The following is a 16,912-nucleotide window of genomic DNA, read 5'->3' as shown; positions in this document are numbered from 1 at the left end:
GGCACACTCGACGCGCTGCGGAAGGAAGCCGAGTGAACCCGAGCGGCCTATTTGCCGCTCTCCGGGCCGTACCACTGGAGAGCCTGGCCGGTCACTGCCGCGATGCGGGCGAAGTCGTGGTCGCGGTGCAGGAGGGTGAGCCCTTGCAGCTCAGCCGTCGCGGCGACGACGAGATCGACCGCACCCGCACTGCGATGCTTTCCCTGTCTGGTGAGAGCTTCCTGGACCTGCCAGGCGCGGTCGTAGGCGCGGTCGTCGACGGGAACCCAACCGAAGATCAGTCGCATGTCCTCGATGCCGCGCGCCCTGTCGGCGGCCGACCGGGCGCTGTAGAAGAACTCCAGCTCGGTGATCGGGCAGGTGGCGATGAGCCCGGCGGCCGCCGCCTGGTCCCAGCCGTACTGCTCCGCGTCCTCGCGCATGAACCGAGCGAGCGCGCTGGTGTCGATCAGGAACTGGGCCGCGTTCACCGGCGGTAGTTCCCCTTGCTCTCGAACAGATCCAGATCGAATGCGCCGTCTCCGGCCGCGGCTCGCAGCCGGGCGAGAGCCAGGGCGCGACGCCGACTCTCCAGCACCTCGCGAAGAGCGGTGTTGACTGTCTCCTTCTTGGTGCTCGTCCCGAGGGCTTTGGCCACGTCCGCGACCAGCTCGTCGTCCAGGTCGATAACCGTCCGACTCACGAGTGCCTCCCTGATATCAAGTGTGGGGTCAAGTATATCTCGCGAGGTGTATGCAAGCCGCGCACACTGGGCACCCGGGCACCCGGCCTTCGCCGCCGAGTCCTACGCGGGCATCACGCCATGGATGCGGGAGAGAGTGAAGACGCGTTCCGCTTCGCGCAGGTGGCACCACGCGTCGAGGTAGGGCGGGTCGAGTTCCAGGTCGCTGAGGGTCCGTACGGTCCGGTTGCCCGAGGTGGCGACGTACTCGATCGTGACGGCCGCACCGGTGTCGATGGCATGGGCGACCTGGCGGACGTCGCTGTACGACAGGTTCTTCGCGTATCCGGCGACGATCTCCTCGGTGTCAGTCGCGAAAGGCACCCCGCTGCCGAACGGGTCGGGTTCCGGTGCCGTCGGCGGGGCCTTGAGCAGCCGGTCGGCCAGGACGTCCATCCCGGTGTCGGTGGGCATGTCCGAGGCGCGGGTCGCGGTGGTCCGGGGGCCGCGCCGCCCGTCGTTCCCTCGCGGGGGCGGGACGACGGCGGCCCTCTGCGGCAGGCGCTTCTCGATGCGTACCGTTCCCCCGGCGGTCTCGGCGACCGGGGCGTAGCCCGCGGCACGGAGCGTGGCGAGAGTCGTCGCGGGTGGGCTGCCGCTGACCAGGACCGTCGGGGCGAGCTGCCGCAGGGCGAGCGTGGACAGTGCGCGGTGGGCGGCGAGTTCAGCCAGGAGCGCGGGTTCGTCGCCGTGGATGACACAGGCCGCGGGGGCGATGCGCACCCGTCCATGACCTCGCGCGGTGTCGGCGATGAGATAGGTCAGCGGCTGTGGCAGGGCCGTGGCGGAGCCGGCGGCCAGGTCGGCTGTGATGTCGTCCGGGGTGCGGCCGGCGTCCAGGGCCCGGCGGACACTGCCGGCACTGAAGCGCCATACCGACGCCGTGCCACTGGTCTCCCGGTCGGCCATCGAATCCAGCAGCGCCGCGAGTCGCGCGGACGGGATGCCGGTGACGACGGCGGTGAGGTCGGCGCCGATCCGGGCCGTCGTGGTCGCGGGGGGCAGCAGCCGCCGGGCCGTGATGTCGAGCTCTTCGTCGGCGTGGGCCGCCAGGTGGGCACCGAGCGGGGACAGCGCACCCCGTGCCAGCACGCCCAGCAGTTCGCCTTCGCGGATCACGGTGCTGAACGGTGCCGTGTCCTCGGGCGAGGCATCGTCGGCGAGCGGACGGTGCCAGGCCACGAGCGGCCCCAGCTCCGAAGCGGCCTTCACACCCCGTCCTGCCGGGAGCCCCGCCGCCGCGGTGAGCAGCCCGTGGCGGGCTTGCAGACAGCCGCCGCAGTCAGGCGCACCGGCGAGCGCGGGAAGCGCCTTGCTGTCTTCGTCGCGCGCCCGGGTGGGGGTGAGCGGCAGGTCCCGCCATGCCCGGAGCAGTACGGCGAGTTGTTCTGCGGGCTCCTTCTCGGCCCAGGTGTCGTACGCCTCGGTGGGAGGTACGCGATCGCCGTCGCGGGCCAGCAGCCCGGCGGCGTACGCGGTCTCCAGGGCGATACGTACGACGGCGTCGTCCGCTTGGGCTGCCTTGCCGATGCGGGCCAGTTCACGCGCGCCGATCCCGCCCGACTTCAGCCGGGTCGGTGGAGCGGTCGCGCACGCCGACAGGACGGAGGCGGCATGGGCCGCGAACGCGGTGGCGGCCACCGCGGCCTCCCGCTCCACCTCCGAGGAGGTGACCGGCACCAACTCTGTGACGGGCGGTACAGGTTCGAACGGAGCATGCCAATCGGGCCCCCGCAGAGCCAAGGCCACCTCGACCGGCATCCGGACGGGCCCGTACCGGTGACGGTCCTGGAGCAGAAGCCCGCGGTCGAGTGCCCAACGAGCGCCCGGCTGGAGGTCGCGGTCAGGAGCCCCGAACACGACGAACGGTGACTGACGTGGCGTGGACCTGGCGCTCTGCTCAAGCAACGTCCGTGTGGCCGCCGGTGCCTGCGCCACCAACGCGGCGACCCGTTCCGCGTCGCTGTGATGCTCCACCAGAGCCGCGAGTCGCTGCTGCTTGGTGCCGGGTGGCTTGATACCCAGGACCGCCAGCATGCCGCGCAGTTCCTCCGAGGTGGTGCCGGTCAGCAGCTCCTCCAGCGGGGCGTCAAGTCCCAGGGGCGTGCTCCACGCCTGCCGCAAGGGCGTAGACATGCGCAGTGCCTCGCTGCCGTCGTGCCACACGAGCGCCCGATCCGACAGCGCCTCCAGGGTCGCGTCCAGCGCGTGCACCGCCGCAGGGGATGTCGAGCCGAGCAACTCCGCGAGACTGTCGCGGGTCGCTCGTGCTCCCAGGGCTGCCAGCGCCTCGGCGGCCTGCAAGCACGGCAGCGTGAGTCGCGGCAGGACGAGTGCCACGGACCCCGGACGTTGGAGACGGTCCGCCAGTTCCCCCACCGAGCGTGGTTCCGGAGAGGAGGCCGCGTCCTTCCGCATGGCGAGTACGCGTGCCAGGCGGGAACGGTCGAGTTCGCTCAGCCAGGTCGCAAGCGTCGATCGGGACTTCATAAGGGTGCACCTCGACTGACAGGAAACGTCGCAGGTGGGCCGAAGCCGCTTCGGCGCCAAGGTCAAGGATGGCGCAATTCCATGATCCGCGGATGCCGTACGAAGACAGAGCCCGGGGCACCTTCCTGCCGCAGGCCCGGCTCGACGAGACGAGCCGACGGCAGGAGAAGATCCGGCTGCCCGCTCACCGAAATATTCGCAATGGGCGGATACAAGTGCAACCAACTGCAACCAGCGCACAACGAAGAGCCGAGCCGCGATCGCGGCTCGGCTCTTCGTTTCGCCTGTTCAGGCGGCTGCGGAGGATACGAGATTCGAACTCGTGAGGGGTTGCCCCCAACACGCTTTCCAACTGTTCGTGTGGCCGTCCGGCAGGGTCCGTCGGTGTCCTGACCTGCGACTGAGTGGGCCCAGCAGGGCGCGCCGAACGGGCCTGAACGAGGCTGAATGCAACCCAAACTGCAACCCTCGTCGAGGTCCGTCAGGAGCCCAGACTCTTGCGACGCACACGCATGTAGTTCCCTGATCCGGTACTCCCGCCCCACTCACTAACTTGTGGCGATGTCGAGGAAGGTCACCGTCTCGTCGAGCGGGGCGCGATCCACGCGGATGCACGGTCCGGCCGGATCCGCATGGCCCACCGACACACCGCAGAAGAGGACGAGCGACTCGGCGGGGGAGACGACCTCGGCGACCGTGCGGTGGTAGATCGACCATGCCATCTGCGGGCAGCTGTGCAGTCCCTCGGCCCGCAGCAGCAGCATGATGGTCTGCAGGTACATGCCGACATCGGCCCACTGGGCCGGTCCCATGTCCTGGTCGATGTACGAGAAGAGGGCGGTAGGCGCGCCGAAGCAGTGCCAGTTCGCGATGACCGCCTTGCGCCGTGCGGCTCGGTCGTCGCGGGGGATGCCGAGAGCGCCGTACCGTTTCTCGGCGGCGGTCCTACGACGCTCCCGGTAGGGGGGCTTGAGATCGCGTGGGTACATCGCGTACTGAGGCTCGTCTCCTGGATCCCCCGCTGCAGCCCGCGCGACAGCCTGTTTCTTGAGATGCTCCAGCCGCTGACCGGTCAGGACATAGGTGTGCCACGGTTGCAGATTCGCCCCGGACGGTGCTCTGGACGCAGCCGAGAGCACTCTCTCAAGCACTTCCTTCGGGACGTGATCAGAGGTGAATCCCCGCACCGCCCGACGAGTGGACACCGCGTCGTAGACATCCAACGGCCGCACCCTCCTGTATCGCCTCACCGCCGTCGGGCTGCTCTCTGTGCCGGGCAGCCCCACCCTTCTCAACGGTTCGAAACGATCGGAGGTGACATCCGGGCGGTGAAATCACGCCTTACCCGCCCACGACGTAGCGGTCCGACGTGCGGACGTAGTCCGCGGCGCCCATGCGCCCGACCGATCCCAGCCGGTCCAGGTCGATGTGGAAGTCGGTGTCGTCGATCAGCCCCTCGTCCGCAGTGACATGGACCACTTCCCCGATGACGACGAAGTGGTCGCCGACCGGGACCACCGCGGACGTCCGGCACTCGAAGGCGATGGGGGAACCGTCGATGCGCGGGGAGCGGACTCTCCGGCCGGGCAGTGGCCGCAGTCCCGCCGGTTCGTACTCCGACTGCCCGTACGGCAGCGGTTTCGCCGAGGCGGTGGCGGCCTCCGCATGCTTTTCGATCAGCACGTTGATGGTGAACTCCCCCGTCCCTCCTTCGGCCGGCACCCTGACGTTGCGGCACGAGTCCTTCTCGGTGCCGTCGGCCCGTCGGCCGACGCAGAACAGCAGGGCCATCGGGGAATATCCCACCGCCGTGTAGTAGGAGAAGGGGGCCAGGTTGATCGCTCCGTGCGGGGAAACTGTGCTCACCATGGCCACCGGCCGGGGGACCACGCTCCACAACAGCAGCCGCTCGCGCTGCCGCACGGTCATGTCCGCGACGTCGATGTCCGTCATGGATCAGCAGTTTCCATCGACGATGGGCCGTACCGAGCTGGAATCTCGAAGGCTGTGGGGTCGTAGGTCCTTCCACTCGCGGTCGATGTAGGAGAGGCACTCGTCCAGCGCGCTGGCGACCCCGACGGGCGACCAGCCCGCCGGGATGACTTGGCCCGCGGGCCAGACCGAGTATTGCCGCTCAAGGTTGATGACGACGTGATGGAGGCCGGTGGTGTTGTCCGCTGTCATGGAAAGCCCGCCTTCGTCTCGTGGAGGGGTGAGGGTCCTGTGCCGTGCGTCTCACGCGGGGCTGGGGGCGAGTTCCTCCAAGTGCAGGGCGCCGCGCAGACGCCGCAGCTCGGGGAAGGGGAGAGTGATCCGGCGCATGAGGAACTCCTCCCCAGACGTTCCTCCGGTGCCCTGCTGGCCTCCGACCATCTTCGACATCAGGCCGAGGTGTGCCACCTTCCAGCGCCAGTAGCCGTTGCCGATGTCGAGTAGCGCCTCTGCCACCTGGTGCAGGCCACCGCCGGCGATCCCGAGGCGGCAGACATCGGCCACCGTGCGGCCCTGACGGCTGGCGCTCGCTGTGAACGCCCGGTACAGCTCCCCCTCCCCTTCGCCATCTCCGAGCAGTCCGCTGAGCTCCATGAACTGCTCCGACTGTGCCCCACTGGCCGTTCCGAGGTAGGGCCGGAACTGGACGAAATGGCGCAGTGGGAGGCGTTCCAGGACGAGCACCTGTTCGTGCAGGACACGGAGCAGTTCGGCCGCGCGCTGGAGGACTTCCACGCTGGTGTCCACCCCTTCGGCCGACCCGCCGGCGGAGGACAGCAGGTCCCTGGCCAGGCTCAGATCCGCCACGACCTGCTTCAGCCACAGCTCGCAGGACTGGTGGGCGACGATGAAGAAGTGCTCGGCCAGGACCACACTCCGGTCGGCCGACTCGGGTATCTGCGTCTTCTGGAGAGACAGCAGTACGTCTGTCTGGAGATAGGAGGAGTAGTTCAACTCGGCCATGATCAGCTCCGCGTCAGTGAGTCCGGGTGGAGTGCGGTGTCGAGGAAGGCGGTGATGTCGGCGAGGAGGTGCCCGGCGTTCTGGAAAAGATGGAAGTGGTGCCCTTCCTGTTCGAGCAGGCTGAACGGCCCAGTGGTCACCGAAGCCCAGCCGGCCAGCAAGACGGCGTCCACAAGGGGGTCACTGATGCCGTGGTAGCAACGAACGGGGCAGGGCAGAGGGGTGGTCCCTGGCTCCGGCCGGTACTCCTCGTGCGCCGTGATGTCCGCACGCAGTACCCGCAGCAACACATCCATCAGTTCCGGCTCGTCGACGACGTCGGGGTCAACGCCGCCCAGGGAGCCGATGAGGTGCCACAGTTCACCGTCGGAGAGCTGTCCGGCCCGGACCTGGCCCGCCGCGCCGGGGGGTGGGCAGCTCGAAGTCAGCAGACCAAGGGGTCCTCTGCCCAGCGTGCTGAGAGTCAGAGAGGTCTCGTAGGCGACGAGGGCACCCAGGCTGTGCCCGAACAGTACGGTGGGGAGCGGCGGCAGGCGCAGCAGCTCGGAGGAGAGTTCCGAACTCAGCGCGCGTACGTCGGCCGACAGCGGCTCGCCGAAGCGGTCGCCGTGCCCCGGGTACTGCACCGCGAGAAGTTCCACAGCTGTTGGGAGCGCGGCGGCCCATGCCCCGTATCCCGCTGCGGTGCCTCCGGAGTGTGGGAGGCAGACCAGCCTCGCCATGGGTGCGTGTGCTTGAACCAGCGTCCGCAGGCAGTGATCCCGGCGTGTACGAAGCATGAGGTGCTCCTCCGGTTCGGATGTACTCCTCCGGTTCGGATGTGTTCGTAAGTTCTCACGGCGCATCGGGCCGGCGGGGCAATCTTTCGGCTCTCCGTCACTTCCCTGCCGACGGCGAAAGACTTCTGACACAACTGGGGCGAGCCGTTCGGCCGTCTGTGATGATCCGCTTACCGGAGCCGGTGCCGGGCACTGCGAGCAGTGCGTTTCCCGTCTTCAGTGGGGATTGCGGACGATGAGCCGAACAGCGGTCGCCTCGCTCGATCTGACCGACTCACGCACATTCATGGAGCACGATCCATTCGAGTTCTTCGCCGAGGTGAGGGCGAGCAAGCCCGTTTACTGGCACGCCTCCTCGGACGGCAGACCCGGCTTCTGGGTGGTGGCCGGGTACACCGACGTCGTCTCCTGTTACGGCGCTTCCGAAGACCTGGCTTCGGGCAGGGGCACCGTGCTCGACGTGCTGTTGCGCGGCGACGACTCCGCCGGCGGGAGGATGCTGGCCGTCACCGACCGGCCGCGCCACCGGGAACTGAGGGCCCTGATGTGGCGCGCCCTGTCACCGAAGGTGCTCGGCAGGGTCGCTCTGAAGATCGAGGAGCGTACGGCCGCGCTCGTCGAGGACACCCTCGGCCCGGAGCCCTTCGATTTCGCCACCCAGGTCGCGGAACACGTGCCGATGAACACGATCTGCGATCTGCTGTCGATCCCCGAGGCCGAACGGCCCGATCTGCTGCGGTGGAGCAAAGGGGCGCTGACCGGCGCCGACGAACTTGACTCCCTGGAATCACGCAACGAACTCGTCCTGTACTTCATGGACCTGGCCCAGCGGCGGCGCCACGCCCCTGGTGACGACGTGATCAGCACGATCGCCACCGGGCTGATCCAGGGCGAACCGCTGAGCCTCGAAGAGGTCGCGCTCAACTGCTACAGCCTGATCATCGGCGGCGACGAGTCCTCACGGGTCTCCGCCATCAGCACCGTGAAGGCCCTCGCCGAGCATCCTGCGCAGTGGCGGGCACTGAGGGCAGGCGACATCGATCTGGACACGGCCGTGGAAGAAGCACTGCGCTGGGCGACGCCCTCGTTCCACTTCGCTCGTACCGCCACCCGCGACCAGGTCATCGGGTGTCGGCAGATACGGGCGGGGGACATTGTGACGCTGTGGAACATCTCCGCCAACAACGACGAGCGGGCGTTCGTCGAACCGCGCACTCTCGACCTGTCTCGCTCCCCGAACAAGCACGTCGCTCTGGGCCACGGTCCGCACTACTGCCTCGGAGCCTTTCTCGGCCGGGCCGAACTGCGCGCCCTGCTGAGTGTCCTCGCCAGGACCGTTCGGGACGTGGAAATCGCCGGGCCAGCCACTCGGATTGAGTCCAACTTCCTCAACGGCTACAGCTCGCTGCCGGTGCGCTTTCTCCCGAGGTGACGGCACGGACAAGGGGACGGAAATGCGAACCGAGAAGAGGAACGACATGCATGTGACGGTCGACCAGGAGCGCTGCATCGGCTCGGGAATGTGCGTCCTCGCCGTGGGCGAGGTGTTCGACCAGCGGGAGGAGGATGGTGCCGTCCGCCTGCTGCGGGAGGACGTACCGAATACGCTCCGAGACCGGGTGCGCCGTGCCGCTGAGGTCTGCCCCTCACGGGCGATCACTGTTCAGCAGGACGCGGAGGCTTAGGCAGGGTGCCGGACGTCATAGCCCCGCCGCTTGGCGGGCACGCGCTGCTGGTTCTACTGGTCCAGGCGTCCTTGCTGCTCGCCGCCGCACTGCTGCTCGGGCGGCTCGCGGCACTGTGGAAACTTCCGGCTGTGTCAGGTGAGTTGGCTGCTGGCATCCTACTCGGCCCTTCAGGAGTCGGTCGGGTGGCCCCCGGTTTTCTCCATTGGCTCCAGATGTCGCAGCCGTCCCAGGTACATCTCCTGGACGCGGTAGGTCAGTTCGGTGTCATCCTTCTCGTGGGGACGACCGCCCTGGAGATCGACCTCACTCTGGTGCGGCGTACCGGCCGGACGTCCCTCACCGTGGGCGCCTTCGGCCTCTTGATCCCTCTGGCACTCGGCTGCGCTTGGGCCTTACTGGCGCCGTCCGCCCTGCTGCCGGCCAGCCGCGACCGCGGCCTGTTCGTCTTCTTCATCGGCGTGGCCATGTGCGTCAGCGCCCTGCCGGTGATCGCCAAGATGCTGTCGGACATGCGGCTGCTGCACCGGGACATCGCCCAGCTGACCATTGCGGTGGGTGTGGTCGACGACGTCGCCGGCTGGATGCTGCTGTCCGCGGCTTCGGCCGCGGCAGCGAGCGCGTTTACGTTCGGATCGGTCGCCGTGCCACTGATCCGGCTGGTGCTGATCACAGCCTGTGCCGTGCTGCTCGGCCGCCCGGTGGTCCGATGGCTGATGACCAGGGCGCATGACCCGCACACCGTGATAGCTACGGCGACCCTGCTGATCGTCGGGTGTGCGGCGGCCACGCAGGCTATGGACATGGAGGCGTCCTTCGGGGCTCTCATCGGCGGCCTGCTGGCCGGTGCCGCCGGGCCGGAGACGACGAGGGCACTGATGCCCCTGCGCGCCGTCACGCTCTCGGTCCTCGCCCCTCTCTACTTTGCTGAGGCCGGCTTGCGGATGAACTTGTTCGCCCTCGGTACACCGATGATCGCGCTCGCCGCACTGGGCGCGCTCGGCGTGGCGACTGTGGGCAAGTTCGCCGGGGCGCTGCTTGGCGCCCGTGTCGTCGGCCTCGACCGCCATGCGGCCCTGGTGCTCGGGGCCGGGATGAATGCGCGCGGAGTCATCCAGATCATCGTGGCCGGAATCGGTCTGCGGATGGGCGTTCTGAACACCGCCTCCTACACCATCGTGGTACTGATCGCGGTCGGCACCTCGTTGATGGCACCGCTGGTGCTGCGTCGGGCCGTTCGTCACATCGCGCTCAATGATGACGAGCGGGCGCGTCTACAGCGGGAACGGGAACTGGCGGGCGCCTCCTGAGGAGACGCTCGGCCTACGTTCTATGCCGTGAATGCGGCGAAGTCGATCGCGGCGAGGCGCTCCGGGTCGAGCAGGATCTGAATCTGCGTGATCCGGTCCTGGCGGACGGCGAAGCCCATCACCGACACCGGTGCGCCGTCCCGATGGACCAGGGCGCCGGGGGAGCCGTTGACGAGAACCGCGGTCACCGTCACGCCAGGCTGACGGAACAGTGCGGCTCGCTCCGCCACGAAGCGGGGGCCACGGATCGCGGCCGTGGCAGAAGCGAGCGCCAAGCCGCCGTCCGCGCGGAGTTCGATGTCCGGGTCCAGTACGGTCACCAGCCCGTCGAGGTCGCCGTCGCGTGCCGCGGCGAAGAACGCGTCCACCAGCATGCGCCGGGTGGCGAAGTCACCGCCTGAGTCCGTCTCCTGGGCGCCTTTCACTCTGCTTCGCGCCCGGCTGGCGAGCTTCCGGGTCGCCACCGTCGTCCGCCCGATGACGGCCGCGATCTCGTCGAACGTGAGATGGAACATGTCGTGCAGCACGAAGGCGACCCGCTCCGCGGGGGCAAGCGTGTCCAGCACGATCAGTAGCGCGAGGCTGACCGAGTCGTTCAACAGTGCCTCGTCCTCGGGACTCTGGGACGGCTCGTGCCCAATGACCGGGTCCGGCAGGTGCACGCCGACCGGATCCTCCGGCCGCGCAGCGCGTGACCTCAGGGTGTTCAGGCAGATCCGGCTGATCACCGTGGTCAGCCAGGCGCGGAGGTTGTCCACCTCGTCCGCGTTGCTGCGGCTGAGTCTGATCCAGCCCTCCTGTACGGCGTCCTCGGCCTCGGCATGCGAGCCCAGCATCCGGTACGCGACATTCCTCAGGTGCGGCCGGAAGCCCTCGAACTGCTCCGCCAGCCGATCGTCGTCGTGCACGGTCACACTCCTCGGTCGCCAGGGGTCGTCACTAGTGGGCGGTTAGCCGACCCGATGCATGTGGACCCGACTTGGAGCACGGATGATCACTTCTTCATTGCATATCACACGGACTTCGAGGAGGGGGTTGACATGAGCCTTTCTCTCACCGAGCCGCGGCGGCGCCGGCTGACCCTGTTCGCGATGTGCATGGCCACGTTCATGACCTCACTCGACCTGACCATCGTGAACGTGGCACTGCCGTCGATGCAGAGTGAACTGCACATGAGTGCTGCAGAGCTGGAGTGGGTGATCAGCGCGTACTCACTGAGCTTGGCCGCGATCATCCCGGCCAGCGGAGCGCTCGGCGACCGATACGGCCGCAAACGGGTCTTCCTGACTGGCATGGTCGTCTTCCTGGCCGGTGTGATCGCCTGCGCCGTGGCCTGGAACGCGGCCTCCCTCATCGCATTCCGTGCCGTGCAGGGCGTAGGTGGGGCCGCGATGCTCGCCCTGGGGCTCTCGATCATCACGGAGACCTATCCGCAGGAGCAGCGGGCCGGCGCCATCGGGGCCTGGGCAGCCATCGGCGGCACCGGCTTCGGCGCCGGACCCGTCGGCGGCGGAATCCTGCTCACCTACTTCGGCTGGCCGTCGGTGTTCTGGATCAACCTGCCCTTCGCGGCCCTGGGCATTGCCTGCACGGCTGTCGCGGTCCGCGAGTCGCGCAATCCCCAGGCCCGCAGGCTGGACCTGCCGGGGATGGTGTTCAGCTCCCTCGGACTGGTCTTCCTCACGCTCGGCTTCGTCGAATCGTCCGACCGGCCCTGGGGCGCGGCGCTGGTGGCGGTGCCCCTGGCTGTTGGGGCGGTCTTGCTGGTCGCCTTCTTCTGGTGGGAGCGTCGCACGCCGCACGCCATGCTGCCGCCGGCCCTGCTGCAGGCACGCAGCTTCGTAAGTGCCTCGGGCATCTACATGTTGACCTATGGCGGGATGAGCGGCGCGCTCTTCTGGGTGACGCTGTACTTCCAGAACGTCGCGGGCTGGTCGGTGCTGCGCACGGGACTGTCGTGGCTGTTCATGAACATTCCGTTCCTGACCATGGCGCAGTTCGGCGGGCGGCTGGACTCCCGCTTCCGGTCATCGGTGGTGGCCACTGGGGGGACTCTGGTAGCCGCTGTTGGTGTGTTTCTGCTCAGCCGGGCGGGAACCACCCCCTTTGCTGTAAGCGCCCTCGGATACGCGCTGTACGGCGGTGGCTTCGGCACGTTCGTGCCCGCCGTGACCCATGTGGCGATGCGCGACGTGCCCTCCGGTGTCTCGGGCGCGGCCTCCGGGGTGCTGAACGCGTCACGGCAGGTCGGTTCATCGGTGTGCCTCGCGGTGCTCGGCACTGTGGGCGTGAACGCGGCTTCCTCCGCCTGGCGGGGCAAGGTGTCCGGGCTGGACGGCGCGCGTCGCGACGCGGCACTCGGTCAGGGGCACAACGTGGGCGGCGGCCGGGTGCACATAGTGGTGGACACGCTTGGCAGCTCGTTCCGGCAGACCACCGTCGACTCCTTCCTACACGGTTACCAGCTGGCCGTGGGGATCGCAGCGGCCTGCACCGCCGTAGCAGCAGGACTCGCCTGGACGGGATTCCGGCATCGGACCCGGCAGCCGGGCGGTGTCACGAGCCCGAAGGCGACGGCCCAGGAACATGAGGCCACGATGACCGGGAATGGACCCCACCGGCAGAGTCGGTGATCCACATCACGATGGATCGGTGGTCCGCGAGGGCAGGATGGGAGGTGATCCATCCGCCAGGGCGGGGGGGGGGGGGGGGGGGGGGGGGGGGGGGGGGGGGCGGGGCGGGGGGGGGGGGGGGGGGCGGGGGGCGGGGGGGGGGGGCGGGGGGCCGCGCGCCGCGCGGGGGGGGGGCCCCCGGCGGGCGGCCCCCCCCCCCCCCCCCCCCCCGCCCTGGGCCTGGCTTGACAACTGCGTCAGTGAAAGTGCGCGACCGGTCCCCGAACCATGCCGCCTGCGGACGCCGGTGGGTCCGCCACCGGCCGCATTGCCATGACAGTTCCGGATCTGGGCGCATCCTTCGCCGAATCAACAAGGTCAAATCGCAAGATTGCCTGTTAGCTGCGGGGAGACATTCTTGAGCAAAGGTGTCAAGTTAATACGCTGACCCATAGAAGCCGACGCGCGGAATTACTGCAGAAGAGCCGGAATTCCCCGGCTGCTGGTGGTGGAGGCAGGCAACGACGCGCCTGTCTGCGTCGACCCCACGGAGGACTGGATCCGAGCACCGGCCCCCCGCGGTGACGTCGAGGCACGGATCCAGGCGCTGACTCAGCGTGTCTACGGGCGGAAGAAACCCACAGTCGATTCCACCGGAATCCTGTATTTCGGCACGGATTCGGTGGCCATCTCCAGTACGCAGATCGGCATCATGGAGCATTTCGTTGCCCACTACGCCGAAATGGTCTACCGGGCGGAGCTCGAACAGCACGTGTCGAAGGCTAACGGGAAGATCTCCAGAAATGCCCTGGACCTGCAGATCATGAGGCTGCGCCGCCGCATAGTGTCGGTCGGTCTCAGTATCCGCACTGTCTGGGGTCGGGGTTACATTCTCGAAGCTGCAGCCGACTGACGCATCGCGCCTTGGTGGCAGCAGCCGATCGCTCCGGTGCGCCCTCTGCCCGCAGGTCGCGCGGGCAGAGGGCTGTCCATATCAGGGCCCCGCTGGTCAGGAGTCCGAGAGCGAGGCTTGGATGTCCAGGGTGATCCGTACACTCTCACCCACGACAGCAGCGGGGATGTGCTGGGCGAGACCGAAGTCGGCCCGGCTGACCGTCATCGAGGCGCTGACACCGAGCACCGGCACCTTGCGCACCGGGTCGGTACCGAATCCACCCGGCTCGGCCACCAGGGTGACGGACTTGGTCACTCCCCGCATGGTCAGCTCGCCATCAATGAGGAGCCGGTCCTCGTGCCGGCGTACGAGTGTGGAGCGGAACACGAGTTCCTTGTGCTGGTCGGCCGCCAGAACGTCCTCGCCGCGGATGTAGCCGTCCCGGGCGGCGTAGCCGGTGTCGATGCTGCCCGCCTCGATGCGGGCGGTCACCGAGGCGTCCTCGGCGCTCTCCCCGGTGCAAATCGTGCCGTCGAAAGCATTGAAACGACCGTGTACCCGGGTCACCCCCAGATGGCGAACGCTGAACCGGACTTCGGAGTCGGAAGTGTCGATGGTCCAGGTCCCTGCGGTGTATCCAGGGATGTTCTCGGAAACGGTTTCGGTCATGCCGCCTTCTCCTTACCGGTTGTGCGTCACACAGCCCGCGATTCACGGGTCATGAGTACGACGGACTGTGAACCGGAAAGGTGACCGATGGACGCGCGCCAATCCTTGGCAGATTTCTTCGAGGAGAACCGCAGGGACCTGCTCGGACTCTCGTACCGCATGCTCGGCTCCCACGAGGAGGCGGAAGACGCGGTGCAGGAGACCTGGCTGCGCCTGGAACGCGCCGACACGACGGCGGTGCGGAACTTGCCAGGCTGGCTGCGCACCGTCACGTCCCGCGTCTGCCTCGACATGATGCGCAGTCGGCACGGGGGGCGCGAGGAGCGCTGGGACGATGGCCTGGCGTCGGCCACCGTGGCCACGGGCGAGGGCGACCCCGAGCACGAGGTACTCGAAGCCGAATCCGTCGGTCTCGCGCTGCTCGTCGTACTCAACACCCTCAGCCCCGCCGAGCGAGTGGCGTTCGTGCTGCATGACATGTTCGGCGTGCCGTTCGACGAGATCGGCGGAATCCTGGACCGCACCCAGGCGACCGCCAAGAAGCTGGCCAGCCGCGCCCGGCACAAGGTACGCGCCCCGCGTGAGCGGCATCTGGTGGAGGTGGACCAGCACCGGGAGGTCGTGGCCGCCTTTCAGGCCGCGGCCTGCACCGGGGACACCGGGATCATCGCCGCCCGCCTCGCACCGGATGTGGTGCGGCGCGCCGACGCGGCGGCTCTGCCGCCGGACCGCCCGGCCAGGGTGCAGGGCGTCGGCCCGGTCGCTCATGAGATCAGCCAGTTCGGGGGCGCGGCCCGGCACTCGGAACCCGCCCTGATAGACGGTCGGACCGGTCTGCTCGTGGCGCCCGGAGGCCGGCTTCGCCTCGCCATGTGCTTCCGCATCGAGAACGGCTTGGTGAAGGAGTACGAGCTGGTGGCGGACCCCGCCCGGCTCAGGCGGCTGTGCATCAGGCTGTTTCCCGAACCGTGAGCGCGGCCTCCGGGGGCTCGCCCGGTCGGCCTGGCGGAGGACGTTCTTTCGTAAATCTTTTTCTGCCGGACGGTCCTGCTCCGGCCCGTGCGAAAGTCTGCGTGCAACGTCCAAGGATCTGACCGCACCACCAGGACGGAAATCATGATCAAGGACATAGTGATCGTCGGCGGCGGTACAGCCGGCTGGATGACAGCCACGTACCTGAAGGCGAGTTTCGGCGACCGACTGGCCGTCACGCTCGTGGAGTCGAAGGCCGTTTCCACGATCGGCGTCGGCGAGGCCACCTTCAGCACGGTGCGGAACTTCTTCCGGCATCTCGGGCTGAGCGAGCCCGAGTGGATGCCCCGCTGCCACGCGTCGTACAAGCTGGCCATTCGCTTCGAGAACTGGAGGGAGAAAGGTCATCGCTTCTACCACCCCTTCGAGCGCCCGCGCGTAGTCGACGGTTTCTCGCTCGCCGACTGGTGGCTGCACGAGGGCCCGAGCGAGCGCTTCGACCAGGACTGCTCGGTCCTGGCCGCGCTGTGTGACGCCAAGCGCTCGCCCCGCCATCTCGGCGGTGGCCTGTTCGAGGAGGTCTTCGAGGCCGGGGAGGCGCGGGACATGGCCCGCGCGATCCCGGAGGGCCATGGAACCCAGTTCCCGTACGCCTACCACTTCGACGCCACCCTGCTCGCCCAGTTCCTCAGCGAGTACGGGGCGGAACGCGGCGTACGGCACATCCGGGACGACGTCCTCGATGTGCGCCTCGACGAGGACGGCTTCATCTCGGATGTGCTGACGAGGGACCACGGGGAGATCACCGGCGACCTGTTCGTCGACTGCACCGGCTTCCGCGGGCTGCTGCTGAACAAGGCTCTGGGCGTGCCGTTCGTCTCGTACCAGGAGTCCCTGCCCAACGACAGCGCGGTGGCTCTGCGCGTGCCCGTGGACGTCGCCACCCGAGGCATGCGCCCGTGTACGACCGCCACGGCCCAGGAGGCCGGTTGGATCTGGACCATCCCCCTGCTCGACCGGATCGGCACCGGCTACGTCTACTCCAGCGCCTACACCACGCCCGAGGAGGCGGAACGGACGCTGCGCGCGTTCGTCGGGCCGGAGGCTGCCGGTCTGGACGCCAACCACATCAAGATGCGGATCGGCCGCAGCGCCGAGTCCTGGGTGAAGAACTGTGTGGCCATAGGCTTGTCCAGCGGTTTCGTCGAGCCGCTGGAGTCAACCGGGATCTTCTTCATCCAGAACGCGGTCGAGCAACTGGTCAAACGGTTCCCCGGCACCCGTGACGACGAACTGCTGCGCCGCTCCTACAACCGCCAGGTCGGCGACGTCATGGACGGCGTCCGGGAGTTCCTCTTCCTGCACTACTACGCCGCTGCCCGCTCGGACAACGCGTACTGGCGGGACGCGAAGACCCGCACCATGCCCGACGGCCTGGCCGAACGCCTCGAACAGTGGCGTTCCACGCTGCCCGACGAGAACTCCGTCTTCCCGCGCTTCCACGGCTTCGAGCCGTACTCGTATACGGCCATGATCCTCGGCCTCGGCGGACTCGATCTGCGGCCATTGCCCGCGCTCGGTCGGCTGGACGCGACCGCGGCCCGCCACGAGTTCCAGCGCGTGCGCAGCCAGGCCGCGGCACTGATCGACCGGCTGCCCGGTCAGTACGAGTACCTCGTCCACCAGGCCGCCGGATTCGACGACACCATGACCGGGCGCCTCGTCCCAAGTGCCTGACGGCGTGCCAGGAGGTGCCTTCGCCATGCCTGTGTCCAAGGCAGATTCCGCCGGCCGCACTGCGGCCAAACCGGTCTCCGCAACCGC

At 68.3% G+C, this 16,912-nt stretch carries 17 protein-coding genes; 7 read left to right on the top strand and 10 right to left on the bottom strand.

The features are described from left to right. Positions 1 to 47: 47 nt before the first annotated feature. The 8 genes from ACZ3KJ_RS05815 to ACZ3KJ_RS05780 form a co-directional block, all read right to left on the bottom strand. The gene (locus ACZ3KJ_RS05815; RefSeq protein WP_467524946.1) at positions 48 to 470 is read right to left on the bottom strand and encodes a PIN domain-containing protein; all 423 of its coding nucleotides are present in this window, start codon (positions 468 to 470) and stop codon (positions 48 to 50) included. Continuing rightward, on the bottom strand, positions 467 to 682 hold the full coding sequence (locus tag ACZ3KJ_RS05810; protein ID WP_467524944.1) for a type II toxin-antitoxin system VapB family antitoxin: 216 nt from the start codon (positions 680 to 682) through the stop codon (positions 467 to 469). The genes ACZ3KJ_RS05815 and ACZ3KJ_RS05810 overlap by 4 nt, the downstream gene beginning before the upstream one ends. A 102-nt stretch (positions 683 to 784) precedes the next feature. Next, on the bottom strand, positions 785 to 3,211 hold the full coding sequence (locus ACZ3KJ_RS05805; protein WP_467524943.1) for a helicase-associated domain-containing protein: 2,427 nt from the start codon (positions 3,209 to 3,211) through the stop codon (positions 785 to 787). A gap of 548 nt (positions 3,212 to 3,759) precedes the next feature. After that, positions 3,760 to 4,434 carry a nitroreductase gene (locus tag ACZ3KJ_RS05800; protein ID WP_467524942.1) on the bottom strand — a complete coding sequence of 225 codons (675 nt, stop codon included), beginning with the start codon at positions 4,432 to 4,434 and terminating at the stop codon, positions 3,760 to 3,762. 118 nt (positions 4,435 to 4,552) lie between these two features. Next, positions 4,553 to 5,164, bottom strand: coding sequence for a flavin reductase family protein (locus ACZ3KJ_RS05795; protein WP_467524941.1), 612 nt, complete (start codon positions 5,162 to 5,164; stop codon positions 4,553 to 4,555). A 3-nt stretch (positions 5,165 to 5,167) separates the two neighbouring features. Next, complete coding sequence (locus ACZ3KJ_RS05790; protein WP_467524939.1) at positions 5,168 to 5,395, bottom strand: MbtH family protein; 228 nt, start codon at positions 5,393 to 5,395, stop codon at positions 5,168 to 5,170. A 51-nt stretch (positions 5,396 to 5,446) separates the two neighbouring features. Further along, on the bottom strand, positions 5,447 to 6,166 hold the full coding sequence (locus ACZ3KJ_RS05785) for a tryptophan 2,3-dioxygenase family protein (RefSeq protein WP_467524937.1): 720 nt from the start codon (positions 6,164 to 6,166) through the stop codon (positions 5,447 to 5,449). Positions 6,167 to 6,168: 2 nt separating this feature from the next. Next, entirely contained in the window at positions 6,169 to 6,888 is a 720-nt protein-coding gene (locus tag ACZ3KJ_RS05780) for a thioesterase II family protein (protein ID WP_467524936.1), read from the bottom strand. A 292-nt stretch (positions 6,889 to 7,180) separates the two neighbouring features. Between ACZ3KJ_RS05780 and ACZ3KJ_RS05775 the strand changes: the two genes are divergently transcribed. From ACZ3KJ_RS05775 to ACZ3KJ_RS05765, 3 genes are read left to right on the top strand one after another with little or no spacing between them, the layout of a single operon-like run. Further along, the gene (locus ACZ3KJ_RS05775; RefSeq protein WP_467525741.1) at positions 7,181 to 8,377 is read left to right on the top strand and encodes a cytochrome P450; all 1,197 of its coding nucleotides are present in this window, start codon (positions 7,181 to 7,183) and stop codon (positions 8,375 to 8,377) included. Between the two features lie 46 nt (positions 8,378 to 8,423). After that, positions 8,424 to 8,630 carry a ferredoxin gene (locus ACZ3KJ_RS05770; protein WP_467525739.1) on the top strand — a complete coding sequence of 69 codons (207 nt, stop codon included), beginning with the start codon at positions 8,424 to 8,426 and terminating at the stop codon, positions 8,628 to 8,630. Between the two features lie 5 nt (positions 8,631 to 8,635). Continuing rightward, positions 8,636 to 9,940, top strand: a complete 1,305-nt coding sequence (locus tag ACZ3KJ_RS05765) for a cation:proton antiporter (RefSeq protein ID WP_467524934.1) — start codon at positions 8,636 to 8,638, stop codon at positions 9,938 to 9,940. Positions 9,941 to 9,960: 20 nt separating this feature from the next. Here the strand turns inward: ACZ3KJ_RS05765 and ACZ3KJ_RS05760 are convergent, their stop codons facing one another. After that, positions 9,961 to 10,848 (bottom strand): sigma-70 family RNA polymerase sigma factor, encoded by an 888-nt coding sequence (locus ACZ3KJ_RS05760; protein ID WP_467524933.1) that lies wholly within the window; start codon positions 10,846 to 10,848, stop codon positions 9,961 to 9,963. Between the two features lie 132 nt (positions 10,849 to 10,980). Between ACZ3KJ_RS05760 and ACZ3KJ_RS05755 the strand changes: the two genes are divergently transcribed. Together ACZ3KJ_RS05755 and ACZ3KJ_RS05750 are read left to right on the top strand one after the other, a co-directional pair. Beyond that, a complete protein-coding gene (locus tag ACZ3KJ_RS05755) occupies positions 10,981 to 12,573 on the top strand; it encodes an MFS transporter (RefSeq protein WP_467524931.1) in 1,593 nt (530 codons plus the stop codon). A gap of 487 nt (positions 12,574 to 13,060) precedes the next feature. Beyond that, positions 13,061 to 13,465, top strand: a complete 405-nt coding sequence (locus ACZ3KJ_RS05750; RefSeq protein ID WP_467524929.1) for a winged helix-turn-helix domain-containing protein — start codon at positions 13,061 to 13,063, stop codon at positions 13,463 to 13,465. A gap of 96 nt (positions 13,466 to 13,561) precedes the next feature. Here ACZ3KJ_RS05750 and ACZ3KJ_RS05745 read toward each other — a convergent pair whose 3' ends face one another. Beyond that, positions 13,562 to 14,116, bottom strand: coding sequence for a YceI family protein (locus ACZ3KJ_RS05745; protein WP_467524928.1), 555 nt, complete (start codon positions 14,114 to 14,116; stop codon positions 13,562 to 13,564). A gap of 87 nt (positions 14,117 to 14,203) precedes the next feature. Here ACZ3KJ_RS05745 and ACZ3KJ_RS05740 point away from each other — a divergent pair, with 87 nt between their 5' ends. Together ACZ3KJ_RS05740 and ACZ3KJ_RS05735 are read left to right on the top strand one after the other, a co-directional pair. Beyond that, positions 14,204 to 15,088, top strand: a complete 885-nt coding sequence (locus ACZ3KJ_RS05740) for a sigma-70 family RNA polymerase sigma factor (RefSeq protein ID WP_467524927.1) — start codon at positions 14,204 to 14,206, stop codon at positions 15,086 to 15,088. A 144-nt stretch (positions 15,089 to 15,232) separates the two neighbouring features. Continuing rightward, positions 15,233 to 16,825, top strand: coding sequence for a tryptophan halogenase family protein (locus ACZ3KJ_RS05735; protein WP_467524926.1), 1,593 nt, complete (start codon positions 15,233 to 15,235; stop codon positions 16,823 to 16,825). Positions 16,826 to 16,912: the final 87 nt, after the last annotated feature.

Source organism: Streptomyces sp. NPDC003248 (assembly GCF_055563235.1).
Note: the sequence above shows the minus strand (reverse complement) of the source record. Positions and strands in the feature narration are given on the sequence as shown.

Coding starts and splice junctions, on each gene's coding strand:
- ACZ3KJ_RS05780 (WP_467524936.1), bottom strand. CDS start 6,888: ATGGCGAGGCTGGTCTGCCTCCCACACTCCGGAGGCACCGCAGCGGGA.
- ACZ3KJ_RS05785 (WP_467524937.1), bottom strand. CDS start 6,166: ATGGCCGAGTTGAACTACTCCTCCTATCTCCAGACAGACGTACTGCTG.
- ACZ3KJ_RS05790 (WP_467524939.1), bottom strand. CDS start 5,395: ATGACAGCGGACAACACCACCGGCCTCCATCACGTCGTCATCAACCTT.
- ACZ3KJ_RS05735 (WP_467524926.1), top strand. CDS start 15,233: ATGATCAAGGACATAGTGATCGTCGGCGGCGGTACAGCCGGCTGGATG.
- ACZ3KJ_RS05805 (WP_467524943.1), bottom strand. CDS start 3,211: ATGAAGTCCCGATCGACGCTTGCGACCTGGCTGAGCGAACTCGACCGT.
- ACZ3KJ_RS05740 (WP_467524927.1), top strand. CDS start 14,204: ATGGACGCGCGCCAATCCTTGGCAGATTTCTTCGAGGAGAACCGCAGG.
- ACZ3KJ_RS05755 (WP_467524931.1), top strand. CDS start 10,981: ATGAGCCTTTCTCTCACCGAGCCGCGGCGGCGCCGGCTGACCCTGTTC.
- ACZ3KJ_RS05795 (WP_467524941.1), bottom strand. CDS start 5,164: ATGACGGACATCGACGTCGCGGACATGACCGTGCGGCAGCGCGAGCGG.
- ACZ3KJ_RS05775 (WP_467525741.1), top strand. CDS start 7,181: ATGAGCCGAACAGCGGTCGCCTCGCTCGATCTGACCGACTCACGCACA.
- ACZ3KJ_RS05745 (WP_467524928.1), bottom strand. CDS start 14,116: ATGACCGAAACCGTTTCCGAGAACATCCCTGGATACACCGCAGGGACC.
- ACZ3KJ_RS05770 (WP_467525739.1), top strand. CDS start 8,424: ATGCATGTGACGGTCGACCAGGAGCGCTGCATCGGCTCGGGAATGTGC.